Below are 17548 nucleotides of genomic sequence, written 5' to 3'. Positions count from 1 at the left end.
TAATTCGCGCTAAATCACCGGTAGTGAACGGGATCTCGCTGCAAATCGCGGACGCGCCGCTGGACGAGACGGTCGTCCGGATCGCACTGGCGGGCGCGCTCGGAATGTTTCTGGGGTTGGAGCGCGAGTGGTCCCAGAAGTCCGCCGGGATCCGGACGTTCTCGCTGATCAGTCTCCTCGGGGCGGTCTTCACGCTGCTCGTCTTCGAGAGCGAGATCGGCGAGAGCCTGCTGGTACTCGGCGGACTCCTCGTGATCGTCCAGGGGATCCTACTGGCCGTCCAGGGCCTGATGAGCGACGACGACGCCGGCCTCTCCCTGACCACGTCGGTCTCGATGCTCGTCGCGTACGGCGTCGGCGTGCTGGTGGCCGCCGGCTTCATCATCGAGGGCGTCACCGTCGCCGTCCTCTCCTCGCTCCTGCTGGTCCTCAAGCGGGAACTCCACGAGTTCGCGTGGGGGCTCTCCCACGAAGAGGTCCGCTCGTCGATCGAGTTCGCGATTCTGGCGTTCGTCATCTACCCGGTGTTACCCGCCGAGATCACCGTCGACATCGGCGACCTCGCGATCCCCCTCGAGCCGCAGGTGATCTGGCTGATGGTCGTCGCGGTCGCGGGGATCGGGATCGCCAACTACGCGATCGTCTCGACGTACGGCGGCCGCGGGATCGCCGTGACCGGCTTCTTCGGCGGCCTCGCGTCTTCGACTGCCGTCGTCGGGACGATGCTCGATCACGTCAACCAGCGCCCCGACGCGGCCTCCTACGCCGTCGCCGCGATCCTCCTCGCCAACGCGGCGATGGCCGTGCGCAACCTCGCGATCGCGATCGGGTTCACCATGGGCGGCCAACGGCCGCTCCTCCTCGAGGCGATGATCCCGCTGGGCGCGGTCATTCTGTTGGCGTTCGCCGTCGCCGCCTGGACCGCCGACTGGGGCGAGTCCGGCCCGATCGACCTCGAGAGCCCGTTCTCGATGAAAAACGCCCTCGCCTTCGGCGCCGTTTTCCTCGTCGTCCTCGTCTTCGGGTCGCTCGCGGAGACGTGGTTCGGCACGCTCGGCTTCTACGCGACCGCCGTCGCGAGCGGCTTCGTCTCGAGCGCCGGCGCGACGACGTCGGCAGTCGTCCTCTACCGGGGCGGCCAACTGGAGCCCGCGGAGGCCACGATCGCCATCCTGCTCGCGACGGTCTCGAGCATCGTCGTCAAGGCGCTGCTCGCGGCGACGTCCTCGAACGACGGCTTCCGGAATCAGGTCGCAGCCTACAGCGGCCTGTTACTGCTCGCAGGCGCGCTCGCGTCGATACTGATCGTCGTCTAGCAATTCGCGTTCGATCCGGCGATCCGTTCTCATACGATTTGAACGCGTGGCTCGAGAGCGGTGAGGACGAAAACAGGGGTTCTGCTGTCGTGGCAACGGGGAATCGCCACACCCTCCCCAGCCGATTCGTCGGAACGGTACGTCGTCCGACTGTGCGCACCTCTCGATTGGGTCCCCGAACCGTCCGCCCTACCCTGCTGCGGTCGGCGATTATTTCACTCAGGCGTGCTACCATTCCGTATGGACCGCGATACGGTCGAACCGCAGGTCGAGACGATCCCCGGCGAACGCGCCGCGGCGTGGGCCGACTACCACCACGCGTACGCCGCCCCGAGCACGTACGTCTACGAGTTCGTCTGGGACGCGACCGCCGAGGCCGTCGGCCCGTTCTGTACGGACGTCGACGGCAACGTCCTGCTGGACTTCACGAGCCACGTCGCCGCGGCGCCGCTGGGGTACAACAACCCCGCGATCCGCGAGAAACTCCGCGAGTTCGACCTCGTCGACCCGCTGAAGATCGCCGGCCAGGACTTCTACGTCAGCGGCGGCGGTCCGCCCGACGACCCCGAGTTCCCCGGTCCGACGCAGTTGATGGACCGACTGGTCGCGATGGCGGACCAGTACGACATGGATCGGGTCTTCCTCTCGAACTCCGGCGCCGAGGCCGTCGAGAACGCCATCAAAATCTGCTACGCCGCGGGCGGCCACCGGGCGTTCACCTTCGACGGCGCCTTCCACGGCCGCACGCTGGGCGCGCTCTCCCTCAATCGGTCGAAGGCGGTCCACCGGCGGGGCTATCCCGAGATTCCGGGCGTCGTCAGCGTCCCCTACCCCTCGAGCGACGAGGCCTACGAGCGTCGCTGGCTCACCGACGGCCCCGGCGGCAACGTCGTCGCGGACCAACTCCACCCCGAACGCGGCGTGATCGACCCCGACGAGGTCGCCTTCCTGATCCTCGAGCCGGTCCAGGGCGAGGGCGGCTACCGGGTCGCCCACCCCGAGTTCGCCCGCGACCTCGAGGCGCTGCGGGACCGGTACGGCCTTCGGATCGTCGCCGACGAGATCCAGTCGGGACTGGGGCGGACGGGCGAACTGTGGGCCGTCGACCACCTCGACCTCACGCCGGACGTCATCACGGCCGGGAAGGGGCTGCGCGTCGGCGCGACGATCTCCCGATCCGACGTCTTCCCCGCCGAGAAGGGGCGGCTCTCCTCGACGTGGGGCGCCGGCGACCTGATCGCCGCCATGGGTGGCGTGCTGACGATCGACGTCATCCACGAGGAGAACCTGCTCGCGAACGTTCGAAAGCGCGGGCGACAGTTACGCGAGCGACTCGAGGACGCCGTCGCGGACGGCGAGGCGCCCGGCGCCGTCGACGTCCGCGGCCGCGGACTCATGCTCGCCGTCGAGTTCGACGCCAAAGCGCGCCGCGAGGCCGTCATCGAGGCCGCGTTCGAGCGCGGACTGCTCACCCTCGGCTGCGGGCACGAGACGCTGCGGCTCCTGCCCCCGCTGGACGTCACCGAGCGCGAGATCGATCTGGGGGCGGACCTGCTCCTCGAGGCGATGGCGGCCGTCGCACCGGAGTTCGAGTGACCGCCCTGTGGACGTAATCGCCGTCCTCCTCCCGGCGTCGTCGTACGAAAGCCGGCCCCTCTTCCGGCGTCCGTGCGAACACGACGTACGATGATCGGCGCATTCACGGTCGGCAAGAAAGCGGTGAAGTTCGGGTACAAACGGTACGGCATTCCGGGCGCGATCGCGTCGGGCGGGATCGTCCTGGTCGGATACGTCGCCGTTCGCCGCGCGCTGAAATCACAGACCGGCGCCGACGACGCGACGCTCGATTCGGCCATCGACGCCGAGTCGATCAAATCGGCCGTCCAGGAGGACGGCCTGCAGGCCGTGACCGACACGGGGACGCTCGACGACGCGATCAACCAGGACGAACTGGGATCGCCCGTCGATACGGACGACGTCCAGTCGTCGGTGTCGGACGAGACCGAGGAGTTCACCGGCGGACAGGATCAGCAGGCGTAGAACTGCGGCCGACGCCGTTTCGCCGATCGTGTGTGGTCAGTGTTCCGATCTCTCGAGCCGGGGCGAAGCGATCCTCTCGAGGGGCCACGCGCCGACGTTCCGCGAGTTACTCCCCGCGGAGCTCGTCCATGTGATCGATACGCTGCTTGACGAGATCGGGTTTCCCGATGTCGTGGCGCACGTGCAGCCCCTCGTCGCCGGCGACCGCGAGGGCGTCTTCCGCGATTTTCTCGGCCTCTTCGATCGAGTCGGCGACGCCCACGAGGGCGAACGCGCGCGACGTGGTCGTGTAGATGCCGTCGTCTCGCTCGTCGACGCTGGCGTAGTACAGCAGGGCATCGCCGGCGCTCTCTTCGTCTACTTGCACCTTCGCGCCGGCCTCGGGGTTCGTCGGGTAGCCCTCGGGCACCGCGTACTTGCAGACGGTCGCTTGTTCTGCAAACTCGAGCTCCGGTACCGGTTCGCCGTCGCGCGCGGTCACGAGCACGTCGAGGAAGTCCGTCTCGAGGATGGGCAGCGTGTTCATCGCCTCGGGGTCGCCGAAGCGGGCATTGAACTCGACGACCCTGGGGCCCTCGCTGGTGAGCATGAACTGGCCGTAGAGAATACCCCGGTAGTCCGCGAGGGCGTCGACGGTGGCTTCGATGATCTCGACGGCCTCGTCGTACTCCGGCCCGGTCATGAAGGGCAGTTCGTCCGTTGCGTCGGAGTAACTGCCCATGCCGCCGGTGTTCGGCCCTTCGTCGCCCTCGTAGGCCCGCTTGTGATCCTGCACCGCGGGCGCCGTGCGGAACTCGCCGTTGGCGACGAACGCCTGGATCGTGAACTCCTCGCCGATCAGGCGTTCCTCGAGGACGATTCGGTCGTACTCGGAAGCGCGGATGTATTCCTTGCCTTCTTCAGCGGTGACCTGATCGCCGATGACCTTGACGCCCTTGCCGCCGGTCAGTCCGGCGGGCTTGATCGCCAGATCGCCGTCGTACTCGTCGATGTAGTCGCAGGCGACTTCCATGTCGTCGAACGTCTCGAAGTCCGGACAGCCAGGGATGTCGTGTTCCTCCATGAACCGCCGCTGGAACGCCTTGTCCGTCTCGATCCGGGCGTCCTCGGCCTTCGGTCCGAAGGGGTAGACTCCCGCGGCCTCGAGTTCGTCCGCGACGCCGGCCTCGAGGGGCGCCTCGGGGCCGACGACGGCGATCGTGGCGTCGATCTCCTGGGCGTACTCGGCGACGGCCTTCGGGTTCGTCGTCTCGAGCGTCTCGAAGTCGGCCGCGATCCGAGCGATTCCGGGGTTTCGGTTCCCCGCGCAGGCGTACAGGTCGGCCTCGCTGTCCTCGAGCGCGCGAGCGATGGCGTGTTCGCGGCCACCGCCGCCGATCAGGAGCACGTTCTCTCGCATGGTCGATAGCGGAACGCACGAACCTGTAAGCGTTGCTCTTTCCTCGAGCTGGAAATATTCACGTACGTGCTCACTGATCCCCCGTGCGCACTGCCATCGGCGGTAGTGGACTTTTGTGTCTCGTTGTGAAGAGATTCCTATGGTGGATTTTGACGACGACCGGGCCGAAGCCGAAGCGCTCGACCGGTTGCAGGAACTCGGATTGACCCAGTACGAAGCGCAGACGTTGATCAACCTCCTCCGACTCGGAACGGGAACCACCAAGGATATCACCCGTATCAACGGCGTTCCCCGTACTCGCGTGTACGAAGCGACCGATCGACTCCACGAACTGGGGTTCATCGATATCCAGCACACGACGCCGCGGAAATTCACGGTGATCTCGAAGGAGACGATCATCAGGACGCTCAACGCCAAACGTGAGGGTACCATTACCGAACTCTCGGAATGTCTGGAGGAGATCGGAGCAGCCCAGCCACAGCGCGAACAGTTCGGCGTCTGGACGGTCTCCGGACGAGAGGCGGTGTCCTCGCGTATCGACGAGTTCATCGCCGAGGCAGACGAGCAGATCGTCTACATGACCGTCGACGAGTTGCTCACCGACGGCCACCTCGACGGACTCGAGGCCGCCGCAGATCGCGGGGTCGAGATCTATCTAGCGGGGATTTCCGACGACGTGCAGGACCAGATTCGGGAGACGGTGCCGTCGGTCGAACTGTTCGACACGCTCTGGGAGTGGGACGAAACGCCCGCCGGTAGCTTGCTGATCACCGACGAGGAGACGGCACTCGTCAGCGCGCTCGTGGACGAGTCGACGGCGGGAAGCGATTTCGAGGAGACGGCGATCTGGGGGAGTGGCGAACGAAACAGCCTCGTCGTCGTCCTTCGAGCGATCTTCACGTGGCGACTCGACGGCGATTCGGCGACGTGACGCCCTCGGAGCGATCCATCGCAGTCACGCGTAGAACAGCGGCGGTCGCCGGTCGCCACCGTACTCCTCGTCGGGAAGGTGGGTCTCGAGCGCCTCCTCGCCCGCGTTCCCCAGCAACTGATCGAGCACGTCCACGGCCGCGTCGCGGTGTAACGGCTGGTTGTCGTTCCCGCACTGCTCGTCCATCACGCAGGCGGGACAGCCGTCGACGTTCCCGCAGTCGCAGTCGGCGATGAGGTCTCGAGCGCGCTCGGCGACGGCCTCGTAGTTCTCGTAGATCGCCCGCGCGAAGCCCAGTCCGCCCTCGATCCCGTCGTAGATGAACCAGCCGCTCGCGGGGGTGCGCTCGAGCCCCTGTGCGATCTCTCGCACTGTGGCCTCGGCCGCGGCGATATTTCGCGGCGCACCGTCGTCGCCCGTGCTACCGGGACCCGCTCCTGGGCCCATTTCGTTCCTCCCGTCCGCATCCGTCTCCTGATCGAGGTGCGAGTCGATCGTCAGCGTCGCCAGCCCGCCCAGATCCCGCTTGTCGACCATCAACTCGAGCGGCGCGACGCCGATGGTCGCGTGCTCGGCGGCGTGGAGCCCGCCCGCGTAGCCGAGGTGGGCCGTCCCCGCGAGGACGTCCTCGAGTTCGGGCACCTCGAAGTCGCGGTACTTCTCGATCAGCGCCCGCTCGACGCGCTGGGGCACCTCGAGCCAGCACAGTTGAGTGTCCATCTCGAGCGGCGGGTTCTCGGTGGGGATGCCCTGCTCCTTGCGCTTCCCGCCGTGGACCGCGACCTTGTCGTAGGTGCCGTGGTAGACGAGCACCCGGCCGCGGCCGAAGTGCAGCGTGAAGTCGCCGATCTCCCGCGATTCTTCCGAGACGGCGTCCAGCACCGTCACGTCTGTTCGCGTCCGCGTGTAGTAATCGACGTTCGTCGGCCGGACCGTCACGGAGGGACGGGGCGCGTCGTGGTCGACGGTCGTCACCTCGTACTGCTGGCCCTGGTGCAGCCGCACCGCACCCTCGTGGAAGTCCCGCAAGACCCGTTCCCTCGCCAGCGGCTCCATGCCCGGGTCGTGACGCTCGTCGACGCCGTCGGCGAGTGCCACCTCGTACTCCTGCCCCGTCGTCGCGTACAGCGAGATCGACTGCTGCGGTCGCGGCGGCCCCACGTACGAGACGCCCGTCTCGAGCGTGCCCGTCAACTGGCCCGCGCGGCGCCACATCTCGATCGCCCGCTCGAGGCGCTCGCGGTCGGCGAGCGTCCCGACGTCCGAGTCGTCGACGGCGAGTTCGTCGGCCGCACAGCGCAGGTGCTGGGCGAAGACCGCGTCGTTGTCCACGTCGACGACCGCGTCCTCGACGTCGTTCTCGAGCAGGTAGTCCGGATTCGAGATCACGTACTGGTCGAGGGTGCGGTGTTCGGCGACCAGCACCGAGAGCGCGCGCTTGGTCCCGCGACCCGCGCGGCCGATCTGCTGCCAGAACGACTGGCGCTGGCCGGGATAGCCGAGTTGTACCGTCGCGTCCATCTCGCCGATGTTGATCCCCAGCTCGAGGGCGTTGGTCGAGGCGACGCCGTCTAACACGCCGGTCTTCAACTGGTGTTCGGTCCCGTGGCGCTTCTTCCGCGAGTGGCCCGCGTGGTAGGGTTCGATCGCGCTGCCGCGATCCGGGTTCGTGTAGTAGCGGCGGTTGTCGTGGCGGTGTTTCGACGCCCGCTTGATCGAGAGTTCGGCGAGCTTCCTCGAGGGGGTAAAGAGGAGCGTCTGGGCGTCGTTGTAGGTCAGGTGCGAGAGGAGTCGCGGGGCCTCGACGGTGGCGGGGACCCGTTCGACGATGGCGTCTTCCGGGTCGTCTCCGGTCTCGCCTCCATCGCCGTTCGTTTCGCTCCACTCGTCGCGCTCATCGTCCGCGTTTTCCCGCGCTTGTGGCGGCAGATTCCAGAGCACGAGGTCCCGCGGCCCCGTCGGAGAGCCGTCTTCGTCGACGACGGTCACCGATTCGTCGATCAGCGCCGACGAGTGCTCGCCGGGGTTCCCGATCGTCGCGCTCGTCAGGACGAACTGCGGGTCGGCGTCGTAGTAGCCGAGGACGCGCTTCAGCCGGCGGACGATCCAGGCGACGTGCATCCCGTGGACGCCGGTGTAGGTGTGCGATTCGTCGACCACCACGAGGTCGCAGGCCGAGAAGAACCGCGCCCAGCGGTCGTGGTCGTGCAGGTAGGTGTTCACGCCCGCGAAGTTCGAGATGATGACGTCGGCCTCCTCGCGGATCCGTTTGCGATTGCTCCCGCGCTCGGTATCGCCGTCGTAGACCCGGACCGTGATTTCGAGTCCCAACTGATCGAAGAGGTCGTTCAACTCCCGCTCCTGATCCCGCGAGAGCGCCTTCGTCGGGTAGCAGACGTAGGCGGTGGCGTCGTCGTTCCGGGCGCGGGCCTCGAGGTAGTTCCGGGCGATCTGAAGCGCGTAGATCCGGGTCTTCCCCGAGGAGGTGCTCGTCGCCACGCAGACGTTTTCGTCGCGTTCGAGCGCCTCGAGGGCCTCGGCCTGGTGGGAGTAGAGGTCGTGCTCGAGCGGGTCGGCGAGCTCGGGCCGCAAGACGCGCTCGTTCGGAACCGTCGCCGCCTCGCGGCCGGGGCGCTCGAGGACGGTGACGTCGTCCGCGTCGCGGTAGCCGGGGAAGGTGTCGACCAGTTCGTCGCCGGTGACGGGGACGTCCGCGGACTCGGAGTCGTGCCGTTCGGATTCGCGTTCGCTACTCATGGGTTAGAAATCACTCAGTCCGGTCTGTTCGCCGTCCGCGCTGCTCGAATCACGCCGTGACTCCGCTTGTCTGTGGATCTCGCTTCCGGATGCTTCGGCGCTCGACGCGCCCGTTCCCGAGGCGGCAGTCGACGACGACCCGCTCGAGTCGACGGCGTTCGAATCGGAGCGCCTCGAGTCCGGAGTGGTGGCCCCCTCGATCGCCGACGCCGATGCCGCCGGGGCGTCCCGCAACCGCTCGTAGACGTGCCAGAGCGCCCGGCAGTCGTCCTCGCAGTAGGCCTCGTGGCGGTCCCACTCGAGTTCCGTCCCCGTTCGCACGAACCGCTGGTAGGCCGCCGCCGTCGCCGCGCCGTCGAGCCCGGTCGCCGCGTCCTCGTACCCGAGCGCGTCGGCGACGGCCTCGAGTTTGTTGGTCCGGCCGGGAAGCATGGCGTGCTCGTTCGTCACCGCCCAGAGGTAGAGGTCGAACTTGGGAATCGACTCCCATTCGTCGACGTAGTAGGGCACGTGCTTGGCGATGAACGCGCCCAGATGGCGGTAGTCGAACCGCCAGCCGTTCCACGTGAGCAGCGCCCGATTGGGGTGCATCCCGAGCAGCCAGTCGCAGAAGGCCTCGAGCACCGACGCCGGATCGCTCGGATCGTCGTGCTCGACGAACGCCCGGTAGGTGTCCGTCGCGGGATCGTAAACGCCGATCTGCCAGATGATCGTCGGCGAGAGGCCGTCGGTCTCGATGTCGAGACAGAGCGGCGGTTCGTGCCAGTCCTCGCCCGGCAGCGACTCGTCGGTGAGCCGCCGGGGCTCGCCCGTCTCGAGCACCGTCGCGTGCTGGTGCATCGTGCGAGCGCCGTCGCGACCGACGTTCGGCAGCGACGCGAGCGTCTCGACCGGGGTCTCGAGCAGTTCGTCGCGCGTCGTCACGCCGCGCTCGACGAGTCGCTCCGCGGTCTTCGGGCCGATTCCGGTGACGGCCTCGAGGCCGAAGTCGGTCACGTCGTGCGTTTCGACGCGCTGGACGCCGCCTTCGGCGAGCGTGAGGACGGCGATCGACCTCGAGCGGCCGTATCCCTCGACGGGACCGGCCCCCCGGAGGCGGACCGAGACGCGGTCGTCGGCAGTTCGGTCCGCCCCATCGTCGAGCAGCGGGTCGTGATCGACCTCGAGCACCGCACCGGTTTCCGGCTCGAGGTGCCACAGTTCGTCGTACTCCGCGGGCTCGGCGCCCGTCAGGACGGTCGTGGTTCGGTCGGTCGGGAGCACGCTCGCGAGCGTCGCTGCCCCCTCGAGGTGCGTCTCGAGAGCCGTCGGCCGGACGGTCGTCGTCACGTCGTCGCAGACGAGCGCAGCGATATCCCCGTCAGCGCCGTCGCGAAGCGTGTTCGAGGCGGTCTCGGGCGACGCCCGAAGCGCACGGAGACTCTGGGCGACGGCGATTTCCAGTTCCGCGCCGTCTCCGGCGTCGATCACGTGGCGGCGAACTGGCTCGTTCCCGCTGGTCTCGAGCGGCGGATGAAACGCCGGCGCGTCGAACGCGCCGCGAGCCCGGGCGAACGCCTGCGGCTCGCGGGTCGGACCGAGCACCCAGACGGCGTCCGGCTCGAGGGTCCGATCGAGGTCCTCGAGGGTGGCGACGGGGCGGTCGGCCAGCGCCGAGGGCGGGAGGGCGAAGAGGCGGACGCCGGCTCGAGCGGTCATTGGTCCTCGGGAGGCGGCCGGCGACAAAGAGGGTTTGGACACCGGAGTGAAAGTGAACTGAACGATCCCGCTCGACCGCCGCAATCGGTTCGGACCGCTCGACGCCGGTCGAACGTTCGCACCGTGACCGTCCGTCGTTCGCTCGGTCCGGGCCAGCGGCGGCTATCGGAGGAACTCGTCGTCGATGGTGATGCTGTCCTCGTCGACGGTGTTGAACTCCGTGGCGACGAGGTTCCCGGCCGGATCGAAGAGTTCGAACTCGTCACGCATGACGTAGGTCTGTCCCGTATCCGTCGTCGCCGCCTCCTGAGCGAACAGGAGGAAGCGGTTATTCGTCCCGAGATATTCGGCGTGGACGGTGTTGTAATCGGTAAAGAGGCCGCTCTGGGCGATGTCGTCCGGTACCCATCCCTGCGCCCCCGACGTAATCTCGAACAGCGCCCCCGAGTAGAAGTTGTCGGGACGAACGGCGGCCTCGCCGCCGCTATCTTCGAGGATGTCGAAATCTTCGGGTCTGGCAAACTCGAAGGGGAGGTCCGCGTCCGTGAGCCGGCGGAACTGGACGCGGACGAAGTCGTTGACCGTCAGCTCGTCCTCGGTCGGGGACGAAAGCCGGTCGTCGTACACGTACTGTTCCCCCTCCTCGAGTCGAACGTCCTGCGGAACGTAGAGCTGCCCCTCTTCGTTCGTGTTGAAGAGTTCGATGGAGTATGCAACGTGGTTCCGGAGGGCGTCGATCGCTCCGATCGACGGGGCGTTCTCGAGCGGCGGCGAGACGACGCGGAAGACCGCGCCGGAGTAGAACGAATCGCGAGACGCGATCGCGTTCTGGAACTCGGAACCGCCGTCCGTCTCGTCGTTTCCGTTCTCCGAACTCGTTTCCTGTGCCGCCGTCTGCCCGGCCACCGCGAACGGCAGTGCGCCTGCGGTGACCGCTCCGACCCTCATGAATCGACGTCTCGACGCGTTACGTTCCGGATCGTTCATGGTGAATCAAGCCTTCGAAGGCGGGAGATCATTTGGTTCCGCCGTGGATAGTCCCCGTGCCGGCTTTTGCAGCGGTTCATTGGCCTGCGAGGTCGGACGACATCCCCGGAGACCGATGCTCGCCTACCGCTCGGAATTGGAACGAATCCGGCGCCGAAAGAACCCGACGAGTCCGTCGACGTAGCCGGTTCCCCAGACCGCCGTGATCACCGCGCCGACCGCGTTGAACACGAAATCGGTGACGATGTCGTCGATGCCGTAGACGGTGATGACCCCGCCGAGGGAGAACTCCAGCACTTCCCAGACGACGCCGGCAGCGAGGACGAAGACGACGATGAACACCGCTCGAAACGCCGGCGGAACGTCGATGTCGTCGGAGTGCAACTCGAACGCCCGAAACGAGGCGTAGCCGATCCCGGCGATGATCGTCGCCGACACCGTGTGCGTAATCTCGTCGTACCACTGGAACCACTCGTACAGCCAGAGCGAGCCGACGGTGTGGAGGATCATGGCGACGGCGATCCAGAGGACCAGCCCGACGTCCATCGAGTAGCCGTACTCCCGGCGCAACGCCGCCGGCAGGAGCGTGATCGCGAGGGCGAATCCGCCGGTCGCGGCGATATCGAATCGCGTCGTCACCAGCCCGTACCCGACCAGTCCGACCAGCCCGAGCTGTAGGACGCGAGCGGCGCGTCGCTCCTGAGCGTCCGACAGCCCGAGTCGATCACTGATCGTCATCGTGAACCCGTGCCGTTCGTCCGTTCGCCGGCGGTGCCGACCGATTCGAATCGAACGAAGTACCACTGGAACAGCGCACCCAGCACGAGGCCGACGACCGTGACGACCACGAAATCCCGCTGAAGTTCCGTCTGCGTGCGCAGGAAGTCGGTCCCGAGCCACTGATCCGAGTAGAACTGCGCGACCGTCCACAGCGCTTGCAGTGCGAGCGTCGTCAGCACCGCGAAGCCGACCGCGAACCGAGAGCTCAGCTCGACCGACGTAAACGCCTCGAGTTCGACGACCACGACGAACGCGAGCGACGCGATGGCGAGGTACACCGTCAGTTCGAACGGAACGACGGCCGTCCCGGCGAGCACGGCGGACGCCGTGATCGAGAGGATCGGCCACGGGACCATCGCCGTCCACTCGCGGGTCGCCAGCGCCGGCGCCGACGCGACGGCGACGACGAGGAGTTCGAATCCGCCCCACAGCGGAACGTCCCGGAGGAGATTTTCGAGCGCGTCGATCGTCACGATACTCAGCAGTATCCAGCCGACGACGGCGTTCGTCCGCTCGTCGTGAGCGAGGCCATCGAGCGTCACCACCTGCTAGCTCGACCGGCGCACACTAAAATCTGCAGCCGCGGGTACAGCTGGCAGGAGCGACCGAAACGCGACGGTGCAGTTCCGTTCGTCCGTTCGAGTGGTCGCGTGCGAGTGATCGCGGTCGATGTCGGTGCGTTCGTCTCTCGACGGCCTCGAGGCCCGGGACCGATACCGATAACTTCGCGCGGTCTGAACGTCTCTCTCAATGCGACAGTACCTCGATCTCGTCGACACGGTCCTCTCGGAGGGTACCTACAAGCCCAACCGGACCGGCGTCGACACGATTTCGTCGTTCAGCGAGCACTACGAGGTCGATCTTCAGGAAGGCTACCCGCTACTGACGACGAAGGAGATGGACGGCTACCGCTGGAACTCGATGCTCCACGAGGTCTGCTGGTATCTCTCGGGCGAAGAGCACATCCGCAACCTTCGCGAGGAGACCAAGATCTGGGACGCGTGGGCCGACGAGGAGGGACACCTCGACACCGCCTACGGCCGCTTCTGGCGCCGGTTCCCGGTTCCGGACGAGAACGCGCAACTCGAGGGCGAATCCTGGCCCGACGTCGCCCAGCGGTGGGTCACCGTCGAGGACGACGGCCGGCGGACGTTCGACCAGCTCCAGTACGTCGTCGACACGCTCTCGGATTCGCCCAACTCCCGCAGACTCGTCGTCAACGCCTGGCATCCCGCCAACGCGGCCGTTTCGACGCTACCGCCCTGTCACTACTCGTTCGTCTTCAACGTGCAGGGCGATCGACTGAACTGCCACCTGACCCAGCGCTCGGGCGACACGGCACTCGGGATTCCCTTCAACATCGCCGCGTACGCGCTCCTGACGAAGGTGATAGCCCAGGAAACCGGCTTCAAACCGGGCACCTTCGCGCACACCGTCGTCGACACCCACGTCTACTGCGGCCGCGGCGCGCGCGGCGAGTGGTACGCCGACAACCTCGAGGCGCTGCAGTCGCGACTGGCCGAGGTCGACGACCGCGAGGACTACCTCGCGGTCCGCGAGTGGCTCGAGTCCGAGGCCCCCGCCGAAGCCGAGGGTGACGAACGACTCGATCACGTGCCGGGGCTGCTCGAGCAGCTCTCCCGGGAACCGCTGGCGCGGCCGACGCTCGAACTCGCCGACACCTCGATCGACGACCTCGCGTACGAGGACGTTCAGCTGAACGGGTACGAGTCCCACGACGGGATCGAGTTCTCGGTCGCCGAATGAGCGGCGACGAACCGCGCCGCGACGATCCGAGCGCCGACGCCGACCTCGAGACCGACCGGGAACTCGTCGGCATCGTCGCCGTCGCGGACAACGGCGTCATCGGGAAGGACGGCGACATGCCGTGGCACGTCCCCGAGGACCTCCGGCACTTCAAGGAGACGACGATGGACCACCCGGTGATCATGGGCCGGGTCACCTACGAGGGCATCCTCGAGACGCTGGGCGAACCGCTCCCCGGGCGGACCACGGTGGTTCTGACGAATCGGGACCTCGAGACGCCCGAGAACGCCGTCGTCGCGGGGAGTCTCGAGGCGGCGCTCGAGGAGGCCGATCGGGCCGCCCGAAATCGTCACGACGACGCCGAGCGGATCTTCGTTGCGGGCGGCGCAACCGTCTACGAGCAGTTCCTGCCCGCGCTGGATCGACTCGTCGTGACGGAAGTCCACCGCGAACCCGACGGCGACACGCGGTTCCCCGACTGGAGCCGCGAGGACTGGCGGGTCGTCGACCGCGACGCGCGCGACGGGTTCGACTTCGTCGAGTACGCTCGATCAGCCTGACCGTGTGACTCTCCCGCACAACACAAACTCCACACCTGTGGTGAGTACGGGCATATATTGCTCGACTTCTGTAACTCGTCCAGAATAGTTCGTCCGGCGACAACATCTTCAACTCGAGCGAGCCACCAACCGTCAAATACGGGGTGTATATGAGCTCTACTCCTCGATCTAGGCAGTTTCAAATGTGGTCGTCCCCAAGTGGGGATAATGTCAACCGATGCGTTCTCGGATGCAATCCGGGAGTTCGAACACGACGGGGAAACGTACAAGATGGCGGATCTCACGGTCCTCGAGGAGCAGGGGCTCTGCGACCTCGAGAAACTGCCCGTGAGCATCCGGATCCTGCTCGAGTCCGTCCTCCGAAACGCCGACGGCGAGCAGATCGACGCGGATTCGGTCCGCGCGGCGGCCTCGTGGGAACCCGACGTGCCGGACGCCGAGGTGCCGTTTACGGTCTCGCGGGTCGTCCTCCAAGACCTGACCGGCGTTCCCGCAGTGGTGGACCTCGCAGCACTTCGCTCGGCCGCGGACCGCAAGGGCGTCGATCCGACGGTCGTCGAGCCCGAAGTTCCCTGCGACCTCGTGATCGACCACAGCGTGCAGGTCGACCACTTCGGCAGCGACGACGCCTACGAGCAGAACGTCGAACTCGAGTACGAGCGCAACGAGGAGCGCTACCGCGCGATCAAGTGGGCCCAGCAGGCGTTCGACGAGTTCAACGTCGTCCCGCCGGGGACGGGCATCGTCCACCAGGTCAACCTCGAACATCTCGGTCGCGTAGTCGACGTCCGCGAGGTTGACGGCGTCTCCGCGAGCGAAGCGAGCGGAGGCTCGTCGGACGAGTCCGACGTTGAGCAGTGGCTCGTCCCCGACACGCTCGTCGGCACGGACAGCCACACTCCCATGATCGGCGGCATCGGCGTCGTCGGCTGGGGCGTCGGCGGCATCGAGGCCGAGGCCGCCTTGCTCGGCCAGCCGATCAACATGAGCCTTCCCGAAGTCGTCGGCGTCCGCCTGTCGGGCGAGCTCCCCGAGGGAGCCACCGCGACGGACCTCGTGCTCCACATCACCGAGCGGCTCCGCGAGGTCGGCGTCGTCGACAAGTTCGTCGAGTTCTTCGGCCCGGGCGTCTCGCAGCTCTCCGTCGCGGATCGGGCGACCATCTCGAACATGGCGCCCGAGCAGGGCTCCACCATCAGCATGTTCCCCGTCGACGAGAAGACCCTCGAGTACCTCGAACTGACGGGTCGCGACGAGGACCACATCGAACTCGTCCGCGAATACCTCGAGGCCCAGGGCCTCTTCGGCGAGCAGGAGCCCGAGTACACGGAGATCGTCGAGTTCGATCTGAGCGACGTCGAACCCAGCCTCGCTGGCCACAAGAAGCCCCACGACCGGATCCCGATGGGCGATCTGGACGAGCACTTCCCGCGCCTGCTCGAGGAGCAGGGTGTCCTCGGTCCCGGCGGTGAACCTGCAATCGGCGACGGCAGCGGTGCGGCCGCGGACGACGCGACCTCGTCCGGCCCCGGCCTCACCCTCGACGAGAAGGTTCCCGTCGAACTCGAGGACGGCACCGAGGTCGAGATCGGTCACGGCGACGTCCTCGTCAGCGCCATTACGAGCTGTACGAACACCTCGAACCCGTCGGTGATGGTCGCCGCCGGCCTGCTCGCGCGCAACGCGGCCGAGCAGGGACTCGAGGTTCCCGACTACGTCAAGACGAGTCTCGCACCCGGGAGCCGCGTGGTTACCGAGTACCTCGAGCAGGCCGAACTGCTCGACGACCTCGAGGAACTGGGCTACCACGTCGTCGGCTACGGCTGTACGACCTGTATCGGGAACTCCGGGCCGCTTCCGAAGCCCATCGAGGACGCCATCGACGAACACGACCTCTGGACGATGAGCGTCCTCTCGGGCAACCGCAACTTCGAAGCCCGCATCCACCCGAAGATCAAGGCGAACTACCTCGCCAGCCCGCCGCTGGTCGTCGCCTACGGCCTCGCGGGGCGGATGGACATCGATCTCGAGGAGGACCCGATCGGTACGAACGACGACGGCGAGGCGGTCTACCTCGAGGACGTCTGGCCGGACCCGGAGGAGGTCCGCCAGACCATCCACGACAGCGTCTCGCCGGAGCTGTTCGCGGAGAAGTACGCGAGCGTCTACGAGGGCGACGAGCGCTGGGAAGCCCTCGACGCACCCACCGGCGATGTCTACGACTGGGACGACGAGTCGACGTACATCCGCGAACCGCCGTTCTTCCGGGACTTCCCGCTCGAGAAGCCGGGCGTCGAGAACGTCGAAGACGCCCGCGCGCTGCTCACGTTCGGTGACACGGTCACGACCGACCACATCAGCCCCGCCGGCCTGTTCGGCGAGGACCTGCCCGCCGGCCAGTGGCTCACGGAGCGCGGCGTCGAACCCCACGAGTTCAACACCTACGGCTCGCGACGGGGCAACCACGAGGTCATGATGCGCGGCACGTTCGCCAACGTCCGCATCGAGAACGAGCTGCTCGACGGGAAGGAGGGCGGCTACACGATCCACCACCCGACGGGCGAAGAGAGCGAGGCGCTCCGCGCCTCGGAAAAGACGAGCGGGGAGCAAAGTGACCCGCGAGTCATGACCGTCTTCGAAGCCAGCGAGCGCTACCGCGAGGACGACACCCCGCTGATCGTCATGGCCGGCGAGGAACTGGGCACCGGCTCGAGTCGCGACTGGGCCGCGAAGGGGACCGACCTGCTGGGGATCCGCGCGACCATCGGGAAAAGCTACGAGCGGATCTACCGCGACAACCTCATCGGCATGGGCGTCCTGCCCCTGCAGTTCGAAGACGGCGAGGGCTGGGAGGAACTCGGCCTCGAGGGCGACGAGTACTACACGATCGAGGGGCTCGAGGGCGGTCTCGAGCCGAACGCGGAACTGTCGGTTACCGCTGAACGGGACGACGGCGAGATCATCGAGTTCGACGTGACCGCACAGGTCGACACGCCGATGGCGGTCGAATACGTCGAGAACGGCGGCGTCCTCCACCTCGTGTTGCGACGCCTGCTGCAGGAAGAAGCCGAGTAACGGGCGCGAAACGGACTCGGGATGCGTTTTTATTTTGGGGAGTTCGATTTCCCGAGAGTGCGGGACTCACTCGCGGTGGCGCGCGCTGAGCCACGGTGAGCGAACGCGAGACGCGAACGGAGTGAGCGCCTCGAGAAGCGAATGGGGAGCGAAGCGACCCATAAGCACGGCGAACCGTGGCTCGACTATGCGCGAGGGACGAGCGAGCGGTGCGAGGGATGAACGGAGTGAATCCCTC

13 protein-coding genes are annotated in these 17548 nt (G+C 67.0%); 7 read left to right on the top strand and 6 right to left on the bottom strand.

Translation table 11 applies throughout. The features are described 5' to 3' along the window. Positions 1-23 precede the first annotated feature (23 nt). The 3 genes from J0X25_RS34135 to J0X25_RS34125 all read left to right on the top strand — a co-directional run bounded on the left by J0X25_RS34135 (position 24) and on the right by J0X25_RS34125 (position 3356). The gene (locus J0X25_RS34135) at positions 24-1316 is read left to right on the top strand and encodes an MgtC/SapB family protein (protein ID WP_207288343.1); all 1293 of its coding nucleotides are present in this window, start codon (positions 24-26) and stop codon (positions 1314-1316) included. A gap of 240 nt (positions 1317-1556) precedes the next feature. Continuing rightward, positions 1557-2912, top strand: coding sequence for an aminotransferase class III-fold pyridoxal phosphate-dependent enzyme (locus tag J0X25_RS34130; protein ID WP_207288342.1), 1356 nt, complete (start codon positions 1557-1559; stop codon positions 2910-2912). A 90-nt stretch (positions 2913-3002) separates the two neighbouring features. After that, positions 3003-3356: a hypothetical protein gene (locus J0X25_RS34125; RefSeq protein ID WP_207288341.1), complete on the top strand. Its 354-nt coding sequence runs from the start codon at positions 3003-3005 to the stop codon at positions 3354-3356. Between the two features lie 106 nt (positions 3357-3462). Here J0X25_RS34125 and purD read toward each other — a convergent pair whose 3' ends face one another. Further along, a complete protein-coding gene (purD, locus tag J0X25_RS34120; protein WP_207288340.1) occupies positions 3463-4755 on the bottom strand; it encodes a phosphoribosylamine--glycine ligase in 1293 nt (430 codons plus the stop codon). Positions 4756-4894: 139 nt separating this feature from the next. On the opposite strand from purD, the gene J0X25_RS34115 reads away from it, so the two are divergent. Continuing rightward, positions 4895-5686, top strand: coding sequence for a TrmB family transcriptional regulator (locus J0X25_RS34115; RefSeq protein ID WP_207288339.1), 792 nt, complete (start codon positions 4895-4897; stop codon positions 5684-5686). Positions 5687-5710: 24 nt separating this feature from the next. Here the strand turns inward: J0X25_RS34115 and J0X25_RS34110 are convergent, their stop codons facing one another. The 5 genes from J0X25_RS34110 to J0X25_RS34090 all read right to left on the bottom strand — a co-directional run bounded on the left by J0X25_RS34110 (position 5711) and on the right by J0X25_RS34090 (position 12450). After that, positions 5711-8443, bottom strand: coding sequence for a DEAD/DEAH box helicase (locus J0X25_RS34110; RefSeq protein ID WP_207288338.1), 2733 nt, complete (start codon positions 8441-8443; stop codon positions 5711-5713). Between the two features lie 3 nt (positions 8444-8446). Beyond that, positions 8447-10141: a ribonuclease H-like domain-containing protein gene (locus tag J0X25_RS34105; protein WP_207288337.1), complete on the bottom strand. Its 1695-nt coding sequence runs from the start codon at positions 10139-10141 to the stop codon at positions 8447-8449. A 162-nt stretch (positions 10142-10303) separates the two neighbouring features. Then, positions 10304-11089, bottom strand: a complete 786-nt coding sequence (locus tag J0X25_RS34100; protein ID WP_225896676.1) for a hypothetical protein — start codon at positions 11087-11089, stop codon at positions 10304-10306. Between the two features lie 162 nt (positions 11090-11251). Further along, a complete protein-coding gene (locus tag J0X25_RS34095; protein WP_207288335.1) occupies positions 11252-11866 on the bottom strand; it encodes a DUF2238 domain-containing protein in 615 nt (204 codons plus the stop codon). After that, positions 11863-12450 carry a hypothetical protein gene (locus J0X25_RS34090; RefSeq protein ID WP_207288334.1) on the bottom strand — a complete coding sequence of 196 codons (588 nt, stop codon included), beginning with the start codon at positions 12448-12450 and terminating at the stop codon, positions 11863-11865. The genes J0X25_RS34095 and J0X25_RS34090 overlap by 4 nt, the downstream gene beginning before the upstream one ends. 208 nt (positions 12451-12658) lie before the next feature. On the opposite strand from J0X25_RS34090, the gene thyA reads away from it, so the two are divergent. The 3 genes from thyA to acnA all read left to right on the top strand — a co-directional run bounded on the left by thyA (position 12659) and on the right by acnA (position 17310). Continuing rightward, complete coding sequence (gene thyA / locus J0X25_RS34085) at positions 12659-13675, top strand: thymidylate synthase (protein WP_207288333.1); 1017 nt, start codon at positions 12659-12661, stop codon at positions 13673-13675. Beyond that, positions 13672-14235: a dihydrofolate reductase gene (locus J0X25_RS34080; protein WP_207288332.1), complete on the top strand. Its 564-nt coding sequence runs from the start codon at positions 13672-13674 to the stop codon at positions 14233-14235. Before thyA ends, J0X25_RS34080 begins: the two co-directional genes overlap by 4 nt. A 207-nt stretch (positions 14236-14442) precedes the next feature. Continuing rightward, positions 14443-17310 (top strand): aconitate hydratase AcnA, encoded by a 2868-nt coding sequence (gene acnA / locus J0X25_RS34075; RefSeq protein ID WP_207288331.1) that lies wholly within the window; start codon positions 14443-14445, stop codon positions 17308-17310. The last annotated feature ends 238 nt before the right edge of the window (positions 17311-17548 follow it).

It is taken from the genome of Haloterrigena alkaliphila (assembly GCF_017352155.2).
GTDB classification, from domain to species: domain Archaea; phylum Halobacteriota; class Halobacteria; order Halobacteriales; family Natrialbaceae; genus Haloterrigena; species Haloterrigena alkaliphila.
The sequence above is the reverse complement of the archived record's forward strand: the minus strand, read 5'-3'. Positions and strand labels throughout refer to the sequence as shown.